We start from the raw sequence: 19,117 nt of genomic DNA, 5'->3' as shown, positions 1-19,117 counted from the left end.
AGTTGCCCGGGATCGCGTGAACCCGGGTAGTTGCAGGTTGCGATGTATTTGAAGACATCCAACGTTAACCGCATCAATTAAGGAGTAAATCGATGAAAACTGTCGGCGACAAACTCGAAGCGTTCTCGGTAGAAGCGGCAAAGCCTGGTTTCAACAACCACGAAGAAAACGGCGTGTCGGCTTTCGAAACCATCACCGAAGCCTCGTTCCCGGGCAAGTGGAAGATCATTTACTTCTACCCGAAGGACTTCACCTTCGTGTGCCCGACCGAAATCGTCGAATTCGGCAAGCTGAACGGCGACTTCGCCGATCGCGACGCTGTGCTGCTCGGCGGTTCGAGCGACAACGAATTCGTGAAGCTGGCATGGCGCCGTGAGCACAAGGACCTGAACAAGCTGAACCACTACTCGTTCGGCGATGTGACCGGTTCGCTGATCGACCAGCTCGGCGTGCGTGACAAGGAAGCTGGCGTGGCCCTGCGTGCAACGTTCATCGTTGACCCGCACAACGTCATCCAGCACGTTTCGGTGAACAACCTGAACGTCGGCCGTAACCCGGAAGAAGTGCTGCGTATTCTGGACGGTCTGCAAACGGACGAACTCTGCCCGTGCAACCGTGCGGTCGGTGGCAACACGCTGTAAGTTTTGCCTCGAAGCCCGCGCGAGCGGGCTTTTTCAGCCCAACGCAATAGGAGAAATTTATGGAATTCCTGAACGCGATTAAGGCGCAGATTCCCGATTACGCCAAGGACATCCGCCTGAACCTCGACGGTACGATCGCTCGTTCCTCGCTGGAAGGCACCGATGCCGTGGGCGTGGCCCTTGCCGCTGCGTTTGCCGCGAAGAGCCAGCCGCTGATCAAGGCCATCCGTGAATCGGGTGTGCTGCCCCCGGAAGAGCTGGAAGGCGCGTTGACCGCTGCCGCGCTCATGGGCATGAACAACACGTGGTACCCGTATCTTGAGATGGCTGACAACGCCGAGCTCAAGAACGAGAAGGCCCAACTGCGCATGAACGCCTACGCCACCCGTGGCGGCGTGGATCAGCGACGCTTCGAGATGTACGCGCTGGCCGCGTCCATCGTCGGCAAGTGCCACTTCTGCGTGAAGTCGCACTATCACCTGCTCGCCACCGAACAAGGCATGAGCACCGCGCAACTGCGTGACGTCGGCCGTATTGCCGCTGTCATCAACGCTGCCGCGCAAGTGATCGCCGCTGAAGCGGCATAAAGCCGATAGGTCGAAAGGTCATCGTCAGGCTTTCGTCTGACGACGCATCAAGCAAAACGGCGCTGCCGGGTTTATCCCCGCAGCGCCGTTTTCATTGGCAAGGGGGCATGCCCCCCCTCACATCTCAAGCCTTACGCGCCGATCAGCAACGCCGCCGCCTGTGCCTCGATACCTTCCTGACGGCCGAGATAACCGAGCTTCTCGTTGGTCTTGGCCTTCACATTGACCTGACCGACGGTAATCCCCAGCGCATCGGCAATCGACTGCGTCATCGCGGCGATATGCGGTGCCAGCTTCGGCGCCTGTGCGATCACCGTGCAGTCGATGTTGACGATCTCGTAGCCCTGCGCACGCACCCGGCGCATGGCTTCTTGCAGCAACACGACGCTGTTCGCGCCCTTGAACGTCGGGTCTGTGTCCGGGAAGTGACGGCCAATGTCGCCGAGCGCCGCCGCGCCCAGCACGGCATCGGTGATCGCGTGCAGCAGCACGTCAGCGTCCGAGTGGCCGAGCAGGCCGCGATCGAACGGAATGATCACGCCGCCCATCACCAGCGGGCGCCCCGGGACGAGCGCATGCACGTCGTAACCCTGACCGATGCGAAGTTTGGACAAGGCGGCGAGCGAAATAGAAGAAACAGCTTGTTCAGTCATGAAGGGATCGTCAAATGCAGGAGACCCGGCTTATGCCGGGCGAGCCGTGCCGAGAAATGCCTCGGCCAGCGCGAAATCTTCGGGATACGTGACCTTGAAGTTACGCAGACTGCCACGCACGAGCTTGGGGGCGTGCCCCATGCGCTCGATGGCGCTGGCCTCGTCAGTCACTTCAGCGCCGGCGGCAAGCGCGTCTTCGAGCGCCTGACGCAGCATGCCGAGACGGAACATCTGCGGCGTTTGTGCCTGCCACAGGCCATCGCGCGATTCGGTGGCGGCCACGGCCGCCAGTGCGCCGGCAGCCGCCGGTGCGGCTTCACGCTTGAGCGTGTCGGCCACGGGCAGCGCCAGAATGCCGCCGACGGGGTCGTCGCGCAGGGCTTCGACCAGCGTGCGGATCAGCGCCGGCGTGATGCCCGGGCGGGCGGCGTCGTGCACCAGCACCCAGTCGCTGTCCTGCGCGCCGAATTCGGTGAGCGCCTGAAGGCCGCCAAGCACCGACGCGTGACGCGACGCCCCGCCGCAGCGGCGCACGGCGAAACGCAGCGGGCCAAAGCGGCGGCCATCGAAGTGATTGTCGTCCGGCGCCAGCACCAACACGGTCTGGGCGAACTCGGAACAGGCGTCAAACGCGGCGAGCGCATAGTGGAGCATGGCGCGTCCGCCCACGCTCCGGTACTGCTTGGGCACGTCGGCCCCGGCGCGCACACCGGCCCCGGCGCACGGGATGACAGCAAAAAGTCGGTCGCTCACGATAAAACGCAGGTAAGGGTAAAGCGGGGATTTTATAATAGACGCTGATCTTCACGGGGCCCCATCTTCATGCAGCCCCGTGCTTTGCCATTTCTGCAACGCTTTTCTATGTCATCCGCTAACGCCATATCCCGTAATACCGTGCCTGTGCCGCTCGTAAAAGCGGGACAGCGTTACGCCTTCGCCGGTGCCCACGCGTCGTCTGACGCCCTGCTCATCGCCCGCTACTTCGCAGCCAATCGGGAGCGCATGCCGCTGCTCGCGGTTGTCTGCGCGCAGGCGACCGACGCGCTGCGACTCCAGCAAGAACTCAAGTGGTATGCGCCTGATGCGCGCGTGCGTCTGCTGCCCGACTGGGAAACGCTGCCGTACGACACGTTCTCGCCGCACCAGGACCTGATCTCGGAACGGCTGGCCACCTTGCACGATCTCGGCGAAAAACGCTGCGACATCGTGCTCGTGCCGGCCACGACCGCGCTCTACCGCATGGCCCCCGCCAGCTTCATGGCGGCCTACACGTTCTACTTCCGGCAAGGCGAACGGCTCGACGAAGCGAAGCTGAAGTCGCAGTTCACGCTCGCCGGTTACGAGCATGTATCGCAGGTGATGCGTCCCGGCGAGTATTGCGTGCGCGGCGGCCTGATCGATCTGTTCCCGATGGGCTCGCCCCTGCCTTACCGTCTCGATCTGTTCGACGACACGGTCGACAGCATCCGCGCCTTCGACCCGGACACGCAGCGCAGCCTGTATCCGGTCAAGGAAGTACGCCTGCTCCCGGGGCGCGAATTCCCGTTCGACGAACCCGCCCGCACCGCGTTTCGCGGGCGCTGGCGCGAGGTGTTCGAGGGCGACCCGAGCCGCAGCACGATCTACAAGGACATGGGGAGCGGCGTGCCCTCCGCAGGCATCGAGTACTACCTGCCGCTGTTCTTCGAAGAGACCGCCACGCTCTTCCACTACCTGCCGCCCGATGCCCAACTGGTGTTCGTCGGCGATCTGGAAGGCGCGATCCAGCGCTTCTGGAGCGACACGCGCCAGCGCTACAACTTCCTCTCGCACGACCGCGAGCGCCCGGTGCTGCCGCCCGAGCAACTGTTCCTGCTCGATCAGGACTTCTTCACATTTGCCAAGCCCTTCGCCCGCCTGACGCTGGCGAAGCCCGGCGACGGCAGTTGGGCGATCCCGCTGCCGGCGATCTCGGTCAACCGCCGCGCCGACGATCCGCTGGCCGCCCTGCGCGCCTATCTCGCCCGTACGCCCGCGCGCGTGCTGCTCTGCGCCGACTCTGCGGGCCGTCGCGAGACACTGCTGCAACTGCTGCACGACAACGATCTGCGCCCGGTCCCGGTCGAATCGCTCGAAGATTTTCTGACCTCGGATGCGCGCTTCGCGATTGGCGTGGCACCGCTCGCTTCAGGCTTTCTGCTGCCGACGGAAGACCTCGCGTTCATCACAGAAAACGAGCTTTACGAAGGGTTGGCGCGCCGTGTCGGCAAACGCCGTCAGGAACAGGCGACGTCGGTCGACTCGATGGTGCGCGACCTCGCCGAGCTCAAGGTCGGCGACCCGGTGGTGCATAGCCAGCACGGCATCGGCCGCTATCAGGGGCTGATCAGCATGGACCTCGGCGAAGGGGAAACCGAGTTCCTGCATCTCGACTATTCCGGCCAGAGCAAGCTCTACGTCCCCGTCTCGCAACTGCACCTGATCTCGCGCTACAGCGGCGCCGACCCGGACACCGCGCCGCTGCACTCGCTGGGCTCGGGCCAATGGGAGAAGGCCAGACGCAAGGCCGCGCAGCAGATTCGCGACACGGCAGCCGAGCTGCTCAACCTGTATGCCCGCCGCGCCGCGCGCTCGGGCTATGCGTTCGAACTCTCGCCGCGCGACTACGAAAAATTTGCCGACAGCTTCGGTTTCGAAGAGACCCCCGATCAGGCCGCCGCCATCAACGCCGTCATGGCCGACATGACCAGCGGCAAGCCGATGGACCGGCTGGTGTGCGGCGATGTCGGCTTCGGCAAGACCGAAGTCGCGCTGCGTGCCGCGTTCATCGCCGTGCTCGACGGCAAGCAGGTTGCCCTGCTCGCCCCCACGACGCTGCTCGCCGAACAGCATGCCCAGACCTTCTCCGATCGCTTCGCCGACTGGCCGGTGCGCATTGCCGAACTCTCGCGCTTCAAGACCACCAAGGAAGTGAACACGAGCGTGAAGGCCATCAACGAGGGGCAGGTCGACATCGTGATCGGCACGCACAAGCTGCTCTCGAACGACATTCGGTTCCAGCGTCTGGGGCTGGTCATCATCGACGAGGAACACCGCTTCGGTGTCCGTCAGAAGGAAGCCCTCAAGGCGTTGCGCGCCGAAGTCGACGTGCTCACACTCACGGCGACGCCGATTCCGCGCACGCTGGGCATGGCGCTCGAAGGCCTGCGCGACTTCTCGGTGATCGCTACCGCGCCGCAAAAACGTCTGGCCATCAAGACGTTCGTGCGACGCGAGGAAGACGGCGTCATTCGCGAAGCCATGCTGCGCGAACTCAAGCGCGGCGGTCAGGTGTACTTCCTGCACAACGAAGTCGAGACCATCGAGAACCGCAAGCTGGAACTGGAGGCACTGGTGCCCGAAGCGCGTATCGTCGTCGCCCACGGGCAGATGCACGAGCGCGATCTCGAGCGCGTGATGCGTGACTTCGTGACCCAGCGCGCCAACGTGCTGCTGTGCACGACGATTATCGAAACCGGCATCGACGTGCCGACCGCCAACACGATCCTGATGCACCGCGCCGACAAGTTCGGGCTTGCGCAGCTGCATCAGTTGCGTGGCCGCGTCGGCCGCTCGCATCACCAGGCGTACGCCTATCTGCTCGTGCACGATCCGAAATCGCTCACCAAGCAGGCTCAGCGACGTCTGGAAGCGATTCAGCAAATGGAAGAACTCGGCGCCGGCTTCTATCTGGCCATGCACGATCTGGAAATTCGCGGCGCAGGTGAAGTGCTCGGCGACAAGCAGTCGGGAGAAATCCACGAGATCGGCTTCCAGCTCTACACCGACATGCTCGCCGACGCCGTAAGCGCACTCAAGGCAGGCCGCGAGCCGGACCTGAACGCCCCGCTGGCTGTCACCACAGAGATCAACCTGCACGTGCCCGCCATCTTGCCGAGCGACTACTGCGGCGACGTGCAGGAGCGTCTGTCGCTGTACAAGCGCTTGGCCAACGGCACGAACGCCGACGCGATCGACACGATTCAGGAAGAACTGGTCGACCGCTTCGGCAAGCTGCCGCAGCAGGCGCAGGCGCTGATCGAGACGCACCGCATGCGTCTGCTCGCCAAGCCGCTGGGCATCACCAAGATCGATGCGAGCGAAGAAGCCATCGCCCTGCAATTCGAGCCCACGCCCGCCGTGGACCCGATGCGCATCATCGAACTGGTGCAGAAGCATCGCCACATCAAACTGGCCGGTCAGGACAAACTGCGCATCGAAGCGAAGCACCCGCAACTGACCGATCGCGTGCGTGCGATCAAGGAAACCTTGCGCGCCATCAGTTCACCCGGCGCCCGTGCGGCCTGACATGAGCAACACACCGTGGGCAATTCATCGGAAGAAAACCAAGGGCAAACCCGCATGCGCGTGCGTGGCTTGCATGGTTTACCCGCGCAAATAACGATGAATTCCCGCAATGCAAGAATGGTTGTGCAAGCAATCTTTTACCTCTAAATTATTTTTGAGTACCATTTCCCGGTACGTATGACTGGAAGATTCCCGGAGATTCGAATGACAAGCGCTTCCCCCCTGAGCTCTGCGACGCAAGCCGCCAACGACGCCCAACCCGCATCGCTCGACTGGATCAAGAAGCTGGTCAGCATCGACACGACGAGTCGCGAATCGAACCTCGGCCTGATCGAGACGGTGCGCGACAGCCTGAAGGACGCCGGCGTCGAGCCGTGGCTGTCGTATGACGCCACCAAACGCAAGGCCAATCTGTTCGTCACGCTGCCCGCGGCCGACGGCAACACGCAAGGCGGCATCGTCCTGTCGGGCCACACCGACGTGGTGCCGGTCGACGGCCAGCCGTGGGACACCGACCCGTTCAAGCCCGAAGTTCGCGATGGCAATCTGTATGGCCGCGGCACCTGCGACATGAAGGGCTTCATCGGCGCGGTCATGACCCAACTGCCCCAGATGCGCGACGCCAAGCTCAAGACGCCGTTCCACTTTGCGTTCTCTTACGACGAAGAAATCGGCTGCGTGGGCGCACCGGTGATGCTGGCCGAACTGCGCGAGCGCGGTATTCGCCCGGATGGCTGCATCGTCGGCGAGCCGACCAGCATGCGCGTGATCGTGGCGCACAAGGGCATCAACGCCTATCAGTGCTGCGTGCGTGGCCATGCCGCGCACTCGTCGCTCACGCCGAAGGGCTCGAACGCCATCGAATACGCCGCGCGCCTGATCTGCTACATCCGCGATCTGGCCGATCACTTCAAGCAAGTCGGCCCGTTCGACGAGTTGTTCGATGTGCCGTTCACCACGGCGCAAACGGGCACGATCTCGGGCGGTATCGCACTGAACACGATCCCGGCGCTGTGCGAATTCGTTTTCGAATACCGCAACCTGCCGGGCGTTGACGCCGAAGGCATCTTCGCGCGCATTCAGCAATACGCGATCGAAGAGCTGGTGCCGAAAATGCAGAAGGAACACCCGAACGCCGGCATCGAGTTCAAGAAGATTGCTGCCGCCCCGGCGCTCGACGCTTCGGAGCAGGACGCCATCACGCAACTCGTGCGCGCCCTCACCAAAGACACTGACAAGCGCAAGGTGGCCTATGGCACTGAAGCCGGTCAGTTCCAACTGGCAGGCGTGCCGTCGATCGTGTGCGGCCCGGGCAATATCGAACAGGCCCACAAGCCGAACGAATTCGTTTCGCTCGAACAGATCGCCCAGTGCGAATCGTTCCTGCAAAAGCTGATTCGTAGCAACACCGTCGGCGCCTGAGCCCCTGCCTGAGCCACTTTCGGCAACCGCACCGACTGACGTATCACCGGGCCGCATTCCGCTTCTGGATGCGGCCCGTTGCCATGGCGCTTCACCCCTGAAGCGCGTTGCAGTACCTGATCGCAGTACCAGACGCCCGTCGAAAGCAACGCAACGCCAAGACTTTCGCAAGAGCGCACAGGACGTCCAAACGAGCAAGATAACAAGCACTCAACGCATACATAACGCACGACAGGATCTGGAGATCTCGCACATGAGCGCAGCAGCCCCCGACGCGACGGCCCCGGCCGCCCGTACTTCCCCGCACGCCTGGCGTGTGATTGTCTCGGCCTCGATCGGCAACGCCCTCGAATGGTTCGACCTCGTGGTGTACGGCTTCTTTGCCGTGACCATTGCCAAGCTGTTCTTCCCGACCGGTAACGACACGGTGTCGCTGCTGATCGCGCTGGGCACGTTCGGCGTGTCGTTCTTCATGCGACCGCTCGGTGCCATCGTGATCGGCGTGTATGCCGACCGCGCAGGCCGCAAGGCTGCCCTTACGCTCTCGATCCTGTTGATGATGGTGGGCACGCTGCTCATCGCCATCATGCCGACGTATTCGTCGATCGGCATTCTCGCGCCTATCGGCATCGTGCTCGCCCGCATGATTCAGGGCTTCTCCGCCGGTGGCGAGTTCGGCAGTGCCACGGCGTTTCTGGCCGAGCACGCGCCGCAACGCCGTGGCTTCTTCTCGAGCTGGCAGGTCGCGAGCCAAGGCCTCACCACGCTGCTCGCAGCCGGTTTCGGCGCATTGCTCACGGGCAACCTGACGCCCGAAGCCATGGCCTCGTGGGGCTGGCGCGTGCCGTTCTTCTTCGGTCTGTTGATCGGCCCGGTCGCGTACTACATTCGCCGCCGTCTGGATGAGACGCCTGAATTCCTCGACGCCGAACCGACGCAAAGCCCGCTGCGCGACACGTTCACGAGCCAGAAGGAGCGCCTGCTGCTGGCCATCGGTGTGGTGGTCATGGCGACCGTTGCCACGTATCTCGTGCTTTACATGCCGACGTATGCCGTCAAGCAACTGGGCATTCCGTCATCGGCTGCCTTCTCGGCCGTGCTGCTGACGGGCGTGGTGCAGCTGATCGTCGCGCCGATCGTCGGCCACTGGTCGGACACGCATGGCCGCACCAAGCCGATGCTCGCCGCCGCCGTGGCACTGCTGGTACTCGTCTACCCGATGTTCCGCTTTCTGGATGCCAACCCGACGTTCGGTTCGCTCATGGTGTTCCAGATCGTGCTGGGTCTGCTGATGACGACCTACTTCGGCGCCCTGCCCGCCCTGCTCACCGAGTTGTTCCCGGTACAGGTGCGCACCACGGGCCTGTCGCTGGGCTATAACATCGCGGCAACCGTGTTCGGCGGCTTCGCACCGTTTATCATCACGTGGCTCATCGGCGCTACCGGTAACAAGCTCGCGCCGAGCTTCTATCTGATTGTTGCGGCATTGATCAGCATTACCGCCCTGCTGCGCGTGCGTAGCATCGGTCTGCGCTAACGCTATCCGCCGCGCCTATTCTGGAGACAATGTCCAAGTGACTCACCCGAACGCCACCCCGGACCTGCACGCTGAAACCATCGACGGCCAGCCCGCGCCCACCAAAGAAGCCATTGCCGCGCTGCACGAGCAACTCAAGCCGTACGTGCGCAATACGCCGGTCTTCACGCGTCGCGATTTCCCCACGCTGGGCGACACGCAACTGACCTTCAAGTACGAACTGCTGCAAGCCTCGGGCACGTTCAAGGCACGGGGGCGTTCTCGAATCTGCTGGCGCTCAGCGATGCGCAACGTCAGGCCGGTGTGACCTGCGTTTCTGCGGGCAACCACGCCGTGGCTGTTGCTTACGCTGCGCAGGCGATGGGCGTGAGCGCGAAGACGGTGATGCTCAAGACGGCCAGCCCCGCACGTTCGTCGCTGTGCCGCGAGTACGGTGCCGACCTCGTGCTGGCCGAGAACGTGCATGAGGCGTTCGAGACGGTCAAGCGCGTGGAGCAGGAGGAAGGCCGCTTCTTCGTGCATCCGTTCAACGGCTATCGCACGGTGTTGGGCACCGCAACGCTCGGCTACGAATGGGCACAACAAGCCCCCGATCTCGACGCCGTCATCGTGCCGATCGGCGGCGGCGGCCTGATCGCGGGTGTCGCGACTGCATTCAAGCTGTTCGCCCCGCACGTGAAGGTCTACGGCGTGGAACCGGCAGGTGCCGATGCCATGGCGCAGAGCTTTGCGAACAACGGTCCGGTCAAGATGGGGCCGATGACGGGCATTGCCGACAGCCTGATGGCACCGCACACCGAGCTGTACAGCTACACGCTGTGCCGCCGTCATATCGACGAACTTGTGACGGTGACCGACGACCAGATGCGCGCCGGCATGCTGACGTTGTTCCGTCAGTTGAAGCTGGCCGTGGAACCGGCTTGCGCGGCAGCCACCGCTGCCCTGATGGGGCCGCTGCGCGAGACGCTTGCCGGCAAGCGCGTGGGCGTGCTGTTGTGCGGCACGAACACCGACCCGGCCACGTTCCAGCGCCATATCGACGCCGCACTGGCGGCAGAAGCCAACGCCTGACCGACGATGACCGCTACTTCGCCCTCGCCTGCCGTTCTGCTGCTCGACGCCGCACAAGTCGCGGCGCTGATGCCCGTTGCCGACGCGATTCCCGTCATGTCGGAGATGTTCGCCGCACTGGCGCGTGAGCAAATTTATTTGCCCCTGCGTCAGATCATCCGGCCGCCGGAAGCGCTCGGTGCGAAAGGCATGCTGGGGATGATGCCGGCGTTCATTGCCGGAAGCGCAGGGAATGGAGCGGGCGGAGACAACCCGCCGGTCTACGGCGCGAAGGTCGGCACATTCTTCCCCGGCAACAGCACGCTGGGGAAAGACCCGCATCAAGGCTGCGTCGTGCTGATGAGCGGCGAGACGGGCGAGTTGCTGGCGATCATGAATGCCGCCGAGATCACCGGCATTCGCACCGCCGCCGTCACCGGGCTGGCGACCCGCCTGATTGCACGCCATGACGCGACCCGTCTCGCGCTGATTGGCGCGGGCCATCAGGCGCACTGGCACCTTGCCGCCTTGGCTGCCGCGCGACCGTTGCAACACGTTCGCGTGGCCAGCCGCTCGCGCGCCAGTGCACAGGCGTTTGTCGACAAGGAACAACCGAACTACGGCTTCACGCTGGAGGCCGCCGACAGCGTCGAAGCCGCCGTGTGCGACGCCGATATCGTCGTGACCGTCACCAACACCACCGAGCCGGTGCTGCACTCGGCTTGGCTCGCACCGGGCACGCACGTCAATCTGGTCGGCAGCAGCACGCCGCGACATCGCGAAGCCGATACCGAGTTGATGGCACGCGCCAGACTGTTTGTCGACCGCCGCGAGTCGACCGTCAACGAATCGGGCGACTATCTCGCCGCCGCCGCCGAAGGCCGCATCGGTCCGGAGGATCTGCTGGCCGAACTCGGCGAGTTGGTCATCGGCCGACACCCCGGCCGGACCAGCGCAGAGGAGGTCACGCTGTTCAAATCGCTCGGCATGGGTGCGCAAGACGTCGCGCTGGCCGCCGCGCTGTATCGGCGTGCGCAGACCCCGTCAGGCGAAAACGTTGGGGTACGCGCCGCCATCTGAGCGCCGCAGGCCTGTCCGAATCCGTCCGATTCCCGTCCGCACAAGGTCTGTCGCCCGCGCGTGAACCTCCGTAATATGGGGCCATCGTCACACCACCCCACGGAGTTCGTCATGTCGCAAGCTCAATCGTCACAAGCGTCCCGCACCGCCCTGCTCGTCATCGATGCTCAGGAATCGTTCCGCCAGCGCCCGTACTGGCGTGAAGACGATCTGGCCACGTACTTCTCGCGTCAACAGGCACTGGTCGACGGCGCAGTCGCCCGTGGCGTGCCGGTCGTGCAGGTCTTTCACATCGACTCGGGCGTGTTCGCGCGTGCCTCGGGCTTCGTGCGTACGCTCGAAGAGCTTCGCATCGAACCGGTCTTTACGGTGGATAAGGTCAAGCACAGCGCACTGGCCGGCTCCACGCTCGGCCCGTGGCTGGTGGAACATGGCATCACGCGCCTGATCGTGTCGGGCATCCGCACCGAACAGTGCTGCGAGACGACCACGCGTGCCGCGTCCGACGCGGGTTACCAAGTCGATTTCGTCACCGAAGCCACGCTCACGTTCCCGATGACGCACCCGCGCACTGGCCGTGAACTGTCGGTGGCAGACCTCAAAGAACGTACCGAAACGGTGCTCGTCGACCGCTTCGCGCGCATCGTCACCGTTGAGGAAGCGCTCGCGGCGGTGTAACGTCGGGGTCTGTCCGAAATTGTCCGTCGTCTGGGCGCTCACGTGATGCCGCGAATTCAACCTGTCTACCTGCTGGTCATGCCTGACGCGCTGCTGCTCGATATCGCCGCGCCAGCCGAAGCGTTGCGCATGGCCAATTTGCAGCAGGATACGGTTCGCTTCGTGTTGCATTACGTGGGCACCCGGGCGTCGGTCGACACGTCGATCGGGTTGCGGCTTTCCCCATTGACCGTGCTGCCCGATGGCGTCCCCGAGGATGCATGGGTTGTCGTGACCGGCACGGTGGAAAAGCCGCTGCCGATCGCGGCGGCCCACGACGACGCGGCGGCTTCGGCGGCACTGGCCGGCTCAGTTGACTCGGGCGACGAAGCCGAATCACTGGCCGTCGCGTGGCTGCGGCGCACGGTGCGTCCCACACACCGGCTGGCCTGCATCTGCACCGGCGCGTTGCTCGCCGCACGGGCGGGGTTGCTCGACGGGCGCATGTGCACCACACATCACGGCAGTTGCGACGCACTACGGGCGCTGGCACCGGGCGCACGTGTGGCCGACAACCGGCTCTATGTGCAGGATGGCAACGTCTGGAGCAGCGCGGGCGTGACCACCGGCCTTGACCTGATGCTCACGCTCATTGCCGAAGTCACCAGCCCGCTGTGTGCGGCTGCAATTGCCCGCCAGATGGTCGTCTATTCGCGCCGCGCAGGCGCCGACCCGCAACTCTCGCCGTGGCTCGAAGGCCGCAATCACCTGCACCCGGCCTTGCACCGCATGCAAGACGCCATCGCCGCCGATCCCGCGCGCGACTGGACACTCGCCGCCATGGCAGAGATCGCCAGCACTAGCGAGCGGCAGGTCACGCGGCTCTTTCGCGAACACTCCGGCACCGCCCCGATCGACTACTTGCATCGCCTGCGCATTGCGCTGGTGAGAGAAATGCTCGGCAACAGTCAGCTTGATCTTGAACGTATTGCCGAGCGCGCGGGTTTCGCTTCGGCGCGTCATATGCGCCGCGTGTGGCACAAATTCGAAACGGTACCGCCGAGCCATGCACGCCGCCCCGTGAACCACTAACCGCTAAACACTAACCGCTAAACACTGACCACTAAGCGCCGCTGATGCCCGCCGGTGTCATCGGAAGTTCTGCCGCGGGTGCCAGCCCGGCTGCGGAAAATTCGGCCATGCCGGAGCGTGCAACAGCAACGCATTCTCCTGGTAGTCGAACGGCAACACGCCCCGCGAATCGGCAAACGTCGGCGCGGCATTCAGAGCGTCTTCAATCGTGTCGAAATCAACGTATTTGACGTGTCGCTTACCCGCCCGCGCGATGTAAGCGGCCTGCCACTGCGCTTCGCTGACGATGTACCCAAAGTACGGGGGATGCAGCGTATCGGGCAGCGCATGACTCGCGAAAATATCGACGACGACCCGGCAAGGCGTCTCGCTTCGGCGGAACGGCTTTTCGGCATCGCCGACCAGCGCATAGGACCAATCGGGTTTGAATTGATTGGCGTGCGACCACGTCAGCACGACACGGCACCGAATGTTGGTCACATTGAACCGTTGCATGGCCGCGTGAATCGACGCCAGCAGATTGGCGTCGGCGCCGTCCGAGCGCCGCTCGATGGCCGTGAGCACCAGCGGCACCGCCACGATCTCCTGCTCCAGCAGCGTCCCGTCGACCGTCCCGTTGCTGGCAGGCGGGCAGCGGGGTTCGATATGAATTCCCGGTGTGAGCCCTTCTGCGCACATCGAGACGGGCGTGCCGTCTTTCAACACCACACCGTCGCCGGTAAATGCGAGCAACGTATTGTTTGCCAGCAGATCGATGCGCTCCAGACGGGGCGGCAGGCGTCCATCTTCGAAGCGTCTCGTCCATCCCGCCACGACGCCCTGCCCCAGACTGAACATTTCGTACCACACCTGCACGTCGTAGTCGTTCCCCAGCGGGCTGGTCAGAAAGAGGCGATAGCCCGGCGGCACGGCGGCGAACGATGGTGCGTCGCTGATGCGGATGAGTCCCCGCCCGGACGTCCCGGACGTGTAGCCATCGGCGCTGATCGGCATCGAATCCCAGATGGTGTCGATGACTGCCGCAAAGCGGTCGGTCGCCTGCATATGGAAGCTGGCGTTGAGCAGCGACCGGCCGAACGTGCTGCTGCCCACGCCCCACTCGACGAGGCCGGCCATCTCGCCACGCGCCACGCCCTTGGTGTAAGGCGTCAGGTGCGCATCGACAAAGTTGATCGCCTGCATCACCGCATCATCCGGTGCCTTGCCGGCCAGCGGGTACGTGCCGTTCGCGGCAGCCGCTTCACGTGCCATCAGTCCGATGGAATGAGCCAGCGAGAGATCGGGGCCCGTCCATCGGGTATGGACCAACGCCGCATCGGTGATCTCGCGGGGCGGTGCAAACGGCGTATCGGATGTCCTCGGCCGCAAGAGCGCACGCACCGCGCGGGTGAGTTTTTTTGCATCGTCCGGCGGCAACACGCTGGCGGCATAGGCCACCAGAAACAGCAGGTCGTGCGAGCGGTCGTCCTGCATACAGATGTCGACCGCGCTGGCCCGGCAATGCAGGTCCCAGAAGATTCGACTATGCAGGTCGTTCACCATATCGCCATGCCCGCCCCGACGGGTCACGAAGGTCACGGCGGCCAGCGGGTCCGGGCTCGCGTCGCCGGGCACGCCGGGCACCGCACCATCCTCGTTCAGCAAGCCCCGGTAGACCCACAGCCGGTGTTCGCTGAGATGAGGCCTGACGAAGGCTTGCAAGGCCTGCCGTCCCTTGATCGTGAGGTTGCCCGTCCAGCCGAACGCGTCTCCCGTGATCAGCGACAGCAGCAGGTAGTTGCGCACACCGTCCGACACCCGCGCTTCATCCAACCGGTCGACACCGCTCAATGCGACCACGCCGTACAACGTGGCGTCGTACAAGCGCGCCGTACGCAGTGGCTCGACCCCTTGTAGCCGCCGCAACGCCAGCCCCTGATTCGCCGCGTCGAGAAACGGCAGGTGCCAGAGCAGCAGCCCCGTCTCGACACGGGCGAGCACGTCGGACAATGCTGCCTTGAATTCGGACACATTCCAGCGCTGGAATATCTGATGACGAAACCCGGACACTTGATAGGCTGCAATCTGATCGATCTTGCGCAACCGCATGCCTAACCGATTGGCTCGCCACAGCGCCACGATATCGGACCACGACACCTTTTCTTCAAACGTTTGCGATGCCGGCAGCAGTCTCGCCAGTGGGCTCAGCGGCGGGCCCGGCAGCGGATTCAGGGGAGGATTCGGCAGTATCGTCTCGGGCGCTGCCGACGGCACGGGCCGCACCGCCACGCGCCCCGCGTCGGGGTCGAATATCGGGATGGCGGGCACGCGCTGGCGAATCGTTTCGTCGATGAACATCGAGAACATGGCACCGGAGACCTCCACGCTGCCGTTGCCGTGAAACGTCAGAATGTCGGCATGCTTGCCGGCGAAATCGATGACCGCAAAATCCGTCGGCAACGTCACGATGGCGGGATCGGTGCCGCTGCCCACCACCTCGCCGTCACCACACGTCATGCCGGCGAAGAACATTGTGCCGAACTCGTCCGCCAATGCGATGGCGTATCCCTGCGGCAATCGCAACAGCTCATCACGCGTCGTGACCGGGGCGAGTCGCAGCCCGAGAAAGCCGTTGACGTTGCGGTTTCGGATGGCCACCGTCCTGCGTATATTGCTGTCGCTGCTCCCGCCATAGGCCGCGCGCACATGATCGATGACATCCCACGGGCGTTGCGGCGTTTCCATCGGCGATGCGTTATCAGGCAAATGCAGGTCGGCGAGACCGACAAGGCTCTGCACCATGGCGCGGCGTTCGTCGGAATTCGGGGACGGCATGGCGTCCATGGCCGCATGACTGCTGCGTAGCAAATGGCCCGACGCCGCCAGCGTGTAGCCGAACGCCGCCCTGAAGATCCGCCATTCGGCCGCGCCGATGGGCAAGAGATGCACGAACATCATCAGCGTGCCCAGCTTCATGTCGTGCTGCGCTTTGCGCATGCCGGCCAGATCGGTGTCCTTGGCCTCCGCCGAAATCAGCATCAGGTTGGCGAAGCTGGTCGCCACCCCGGTGCCGAACGCGGCCGGTGATACCCAGACTGACAACGGGAATGCGCCGAACAGGAGCGGGAAAAACACCCCGGAGCCTTGCAGCATCGCGTGCTGTATCGCGAGCCGGTCGCGGCGATCGCGCCATGACTTGGTGGCAATACGTACGCCCATGTTTTCGCGCACGGTGCGGACTTCCGCCTTCCACAACTCGTCCCGGATCGCGTTGCTCGACTGGAACTCGAAGTCGGGTTGATACATCTCCCGCCGCGTCTCGGTATTGGCGAACCATAGGCCGACCGGCCCGCCGTCGCCCGGCCCCCAGCCGATGCCCGACCCCGGGCCCGTCTTCCTGCCGATACGGAACTGAAGATCGCTGATGTGTACGGGGTTGTCGAGCTTGACGAGATCGCGCGCCGACAAGTGACTCGTCATGAACTCCCGGAAGAGCGCGCCTCGCTCGACCGTTCGATCCCACCAGAGCCAAGTGCCGCTCTTGAGCGAGACCAGCAATGCGTTTTCACCGTTGGTATGGCGCGCCGCCAGCAAGCCGGGCATGACTCTTTTGTGGAACGTCAACAGGCGCAACGTGTTGCCTCGCTCGCTTTCGGCAGCGGCCTGCTTCACGATGTCGGCGGCCCATGCGGGGCTGCCTTCGGACAATCTCGCCTGCAAGATCATGGCAAACGTGCGGGCATTGACGTAGTGCCCAAACGCCGCGACCGCCTCCGGCGCACGTTCCAGTTGCGCCAGATGGGCGATGTCGGCGTCGTACAAGGCCTGCCGGAAGTCGTCGTTGTTGACCGCGTTCAACAGGCGGGCCACCTCGGGATTACCGTCGCTGACCGCTACCGACCGGACTTCCTTTGTCGCCCCCAGCTTCAGTGACTCTTTCTGGTAGTGATGCCCCAGTGCGACGTCCCGCAACCGGTACTTCTCGACGGTCGTCAACGTCATGGACGGCACGCCATGCGCGTTCCCCATGACGAGAAACGGGATCGAGCGATACGTCACGTTGACCCATTCGTCGAGCATCGCCGTCACGTTCGACGGCACAAGGCCCGCACTGCGCTGCGTCAGCACGTCCTTGATCAACCATGCGGTGTGCGAGTCCGCCGCATCCCGGTAAGTGTGCGCGGCGTCGTCCCATGCCATCCAGTCGCCCAGTGTCAGCAACTTGCTCAGACTCAAGCCATCTCGCAGATCCCGGACGGCCGGCGGTGGCGGCGGTCCCTCTGCGCGCCGGGCTTCGCTGATGGGCGAAGCCGAGGGCGATTCTGCGGATGAACCCGCCGGTGACTCTGCCTGCAAATCCGTTGGCGAATCCACCCGCAGCGGATCGTCGCTCAGCCATGACGCGGCCCGGTCGTAGGCATATCGGGCCGCTGCGGCCACGCTCACCGCGCCAAGCGCAAGCCCGCCCACCTGCACCGTGCGCGACTTCAGTCCCACGCGTAATGCGCGGGTCATGGTCCAAGTGGCGATGGCACTTCCGGTGTTCAGTAACGGGTCGGTGGGGTCGGTGGGATCGGTGGCATGGCTCGCCGCGCGCACATCGTCCGGCGCGAATGGCGGTGCGGCATACACACCGCCCGCGATCGCGGGTGATAACGGTTCGGGTGTGACACGCGGGGGCGGCGCGATTCGGATCGATGGCCACGATACGGCCGCGTGCCGTGGCCGCAACGTATGGTTCGCGAACGGCAGTCGTTCGCCGCGTTCGACGGGTTCGACAGGCTCGGCAAGTTCGCCGTGGGCAGGGGGTTCGGCACTTTCCGCTCGCCCGGCCTGCGCGGTTTGACTGTCAGGTCCCGGCAAGTACCGGATCGCAGCGGCCCGTTGCCACGCCGCACGATCCCACGCGTACAGCTCGTCTTGCCATGCCTCGGCGCGCCGGGACTGACGTGCCGACGCCACCTCATCGCCCCACGGACTCAACAGCCCGTGCTGGCTCGCCAGATCCAGCAACGTCTCCAGCGCCTGCTTGCCGCACGTGAGGTTTGGCGTGCGCCGCGTGTTCTCGCGCTCGGCCCGCTCGAAGTCGCGTACCGGCAATCGACGCACCACGTCGCCGGGTGTTTGACCTGCCGTGCGCGCCTCGAGTCTGCGACGAATGGCCGCCATCAAATGGAAAAAGTCGAGCCGCACGTCGGCCCCTTCGAGCCGTGCCATCAGTGCCTTGAGATCGGCGCGTCCGAGTTCCGGCAAGCTGAGCGCCAGCGCAGCTTCGTATTTCGCACGTTCCGCCGGATCGGCATGGCTCGATAGCGTCGAAACCGCCCTTCGCAACGCACTCCCCAATACGCCGATTTGCAGGGCCCCGGCGGTGATCGCTCCGGCCAGCGGCAAACTCGTTCCGAGTGCGCACGCGGCCGTGCCTGCCGCAGCCCACAGCGCGCCACGTGCAAACAGCGCGCTCGCCGCGACCGGTTCACTCACGTGCCCGCCGTCGGCGGGGCCGCCCATCAGGTCGTGCCACAAGGCCTGCGCCACGTCGGGGGCTTCGCACACGATGTCCGGCAATGACGCGACCATCGCTTCAACGTCGTCATCGACAACATCGGCAAGCTCGGCGAGCGCGCACCGTGACGCCGAGGCGATCAACACATGACACAGGCCACCGTACGGCTGGCGTTCATCGGACCACTCGACACCCCCCTCCCGCCAGAGGCCGAACCGGGCGCCGACGCGGCAAATCTGCCAGTGCCGATCGGCGCCGGTCGTCTCCCGCTCATGCGGGGCGCTCACGTCCAGACGTTCAACAGGTGCCCCACAGGCATCGACGATGTCGAACACGCCGCCCGAGCCGAGACGGCCGCACCGGGCAATCAATCGTGGCGCCAGCACTGCCCCCACCTCCCCCCATCGCTCGGGTTGCGCGAGCAGCCAGTACACGGTCTGCGCGCGCCAATCCATGTTGGTGACCTGCGTTGGAGTGGCGGCGTGTGTTTGCGCCTGCCAGCCGAGGCGCAGACGCGTCGCGGCGTCGCAAGGCACCTGCGCGCCGCACAGTTGCCACGGGTTCCGCCCGCCCGATTCGATTCGCAT

At 64.4% G+C, this 19,117-nt stretch carries 11 protein-coding genes and 1 pseudogene; 9 read left to right on the top strand and 3 right to left on the bottom strand.

Translation table 11 applies throughout. From position 1 onward, the window contains the following. Positions 1–92 precede the first annotated feature (92 nt). A complete protein-coding gene (locus tag CDV44_RS06440) occupies positions 93–641 on the top strand; it encodes a peroxiredoxin (RefSeq protein WP_058378276.1) in 549 nt (182 codons plus the stop codon). Between the two features lie 59 nt (positions 642–700). Next, entirely contained in the window at positions 701–1,228 is a 528-nt protein-coding gene (locus CDV44_RS06435; RefSeq protein ID WP_058378275.1) for a carboxymuconolactone decarboxylase family protein, read from the top strand. Positions 1,229–1,359: 131 nt separating this feature from the next. On the opposite strand, the gene ispF is transcribed toward CDV44_RS06435, so the two are convergent. Both ispF and ispD read right to left on the bottom strand, forming a co-directional pair. Continuing rightward, positions 1,360–1,881 (bottom strand): 2-C-methyl-D-erythritol 2,4-cyclodiphosphate synthase, encoded by a 522-nt coding sequence (gene ispF / locus CDV44_RS06430; RefSeq protein ID WP_087687127.1) that lies wholly within the window; start codon positions 1,879–1,881, stop codon positions 1,360–1,362. Between the two features lie 30 nt (positions 1,882–1,911). Continuing rightward, the gene (gene ispD, locus CDV44_RS06425; RefSeq protein WP_087687126.1) at positions 1,912–2,634 is read right to left on the bottom strand and encodes a 2-C-methyl-D-erythritol 4-phosphate cytidylyltransferase; all 723 of its coding nucleotides are present in this window, start codon (positions 2,632–2,634) and stop codon (positions 1,912–1,914) included. A 108-nt stretch (positions 2,635–2,742) separates the two neighbouring features. Between ispD and mfd the strand changes: the two genes are divergently transcribed. The 7 genes and pseudogenes from mfd (at position 2,743) to CDV44_RS06390 (ending at position 13,045) form a co-directional block, all read left to right on the top strand. Next, positions 2,743–6,207, top strand: coding sequence for a transcription-repair coupling factor (gene mfd / locus CDV44_RS06420; RefSeq protein ID WP_087687125.1), 3,465 nt, complete (start codon positions 2,743–2,745; stop codon positions 6,205–6,207). A 204-nt stretch (positions 6,208–6,411) separates the two neighbouring features. Further along, complete coding sequence (argE, locus tag CDV44_RS06415) at positions 6,412–7,629, top strand: acetylornithine deacetylase (RefSeq protein ID WP_087687124.1); 1,218 nt, start codon at positions 6,412–6,414, stop codon at positions 7,627–7,629. Between the two features lie 253 nt (positions 7,630–7,882). Then, positions 7,883–9,166 (top strand): MFS transporter, encoded by a 1,284-nt coding sequence (locus CDV44_RS06410; protein WP_087687123.1) that lies wholly within the window; start codon positions 7,883–7,885, stop codon positions 9,164–9,166. A gap of 64 nt (positions 9,167–9,230) precedes the next feature. Beyond that, positions 9,231–10,237, top strand: a pseudogene (locus CDV44_RS06405) (threonine/serine dehydratase). Between the two features lie 6 nt (positions 10,238–10,243). Next, entirely contained in the window at positions 10,244–11,296 is a 1,053-nt protein-coding gene (locus tag CDV44_RS06400; protein ID WP_087687122.1) for an ornithine cyclodeaminase family protein, read from the top strand. A gap of 111 nt (positions 11,297–11,407) precedes the next feature. Next, positions 11,408–11,974, top strand: a complete 567-nt coding sequence (locus tag CDV44_RS06395) for a cysteine hydrolase family protein (RefSeq protein ID WP_087687121.1) — start codon at positions 11,408–11,410, stop codon at positions 11,972–11,974. Between the two features lie 45 nt (positions 11,975–12,019). After that, positions 12,020–13,045 carry a GlxA family transcriptional regulator gene (locus tag CDV44_RS06390; protein ID WP_087687120.1) on the top strand — a complete coding sequence of 342 codons (1,026 nt, stop codon included), beginning with the start codon at positions 12,020–12,022 and terminating at the stop codon, positions 13,043–13,045. Between the two features lie 57 nt (positions 13,046–13,102). Here CDV44_RS06390 and CDV44_RS06385 read toward each other — a convergent pair whose 3' ends face one another. Then, positions 13,103–19,117, bottom strand: coding sequence for a hypothetical protein (locus CDV44_RS06385; protein WP_087687119.1), 6,015 nt, complete (start codon positions 19,115–19,117; stop codon positions 13,103–13,105).

The organism is Pandoraea sp. PE-S2R-1 (genome assembly GCF_002179865.1).
Taxonomy (GTDB): Bacteria; Pseudomonadota; Gammaproteobacteria; order Burkholderiales; family Burkholderiaceae; genus Pandoraea.
Note: the sequence above shows the minus strand (reverse complement) of the source record. Positions and strands in the feature narration are given on the sequence as shown.

Coding starts and splice junctions, on each gene's coding strand:
- CDV44_RS06440 (WP_058378276.1), top strand. CDS start 93: ATGAAAACTGTCGGCGACAAACTCGAAGCGTTCTCGGTAGAAGCGGCA.
- CDV44_RS06435 (WP_058378275.1), top strand. CDS start 701: ATGGAATTCCTGAACGCGATTAAGGCGCAGATTCCCGATTACGCCAAG.
- ispF (WP_087687127.1), bottom strand. CDS start 1,881: ATGACTGAACAAGCTGTTTCTTCTATTTCGCTCGCCGCCTTGTCCAAA.
- mfd (WP_087687125.1), top strand. CDS start 2,743: ATGTCATCCGCTAACGCCATATCCCGTAATACCGTGCCTGTGCCGCTC.
- argE (WP_087687124.1), top strand. CDS start 6,412: ATGACAAGCGCTTCCCCCCTGAGCTCTGCGACGCAAGCCGCCAACGAC.
- CDV44_RS06410 (WP_087687123.1), top strand. CDS start 7,883: ATGAGCGCAGCAGCCCCCGACGCGACGGCCCCGGCCGCCCGTACTTCC.
- CDV44_RS06400 (WP_087687122.1), top strand. CDS start 10,244: ATGACCGCTACTTCGCCCTCGCCTGCCGTTCTGCTGCTCGACGCCGCA.
- CDV44_RS06395 (WP_087687121.1), top strand. CDS start 11,408: ATGTCGCAAGCTCAATCGTCACAAGCGTCCCGCACCGCCCTGCTCGTC.
- CDV44_RS06390 (WP_087687120.1), top strand. CDS start 12,020: ATGCCGCGAATTCAACCTGTCTACCTGCTGGTCATGCCTGACGCGCTG.
- CDV44_RS06385 (WP_087687119.1), bottom strand. CDS start 19,117: ATGCGAATCGAATCGGGCGGGCGGAACCCGTGGCAACTGTGCGGCGCG.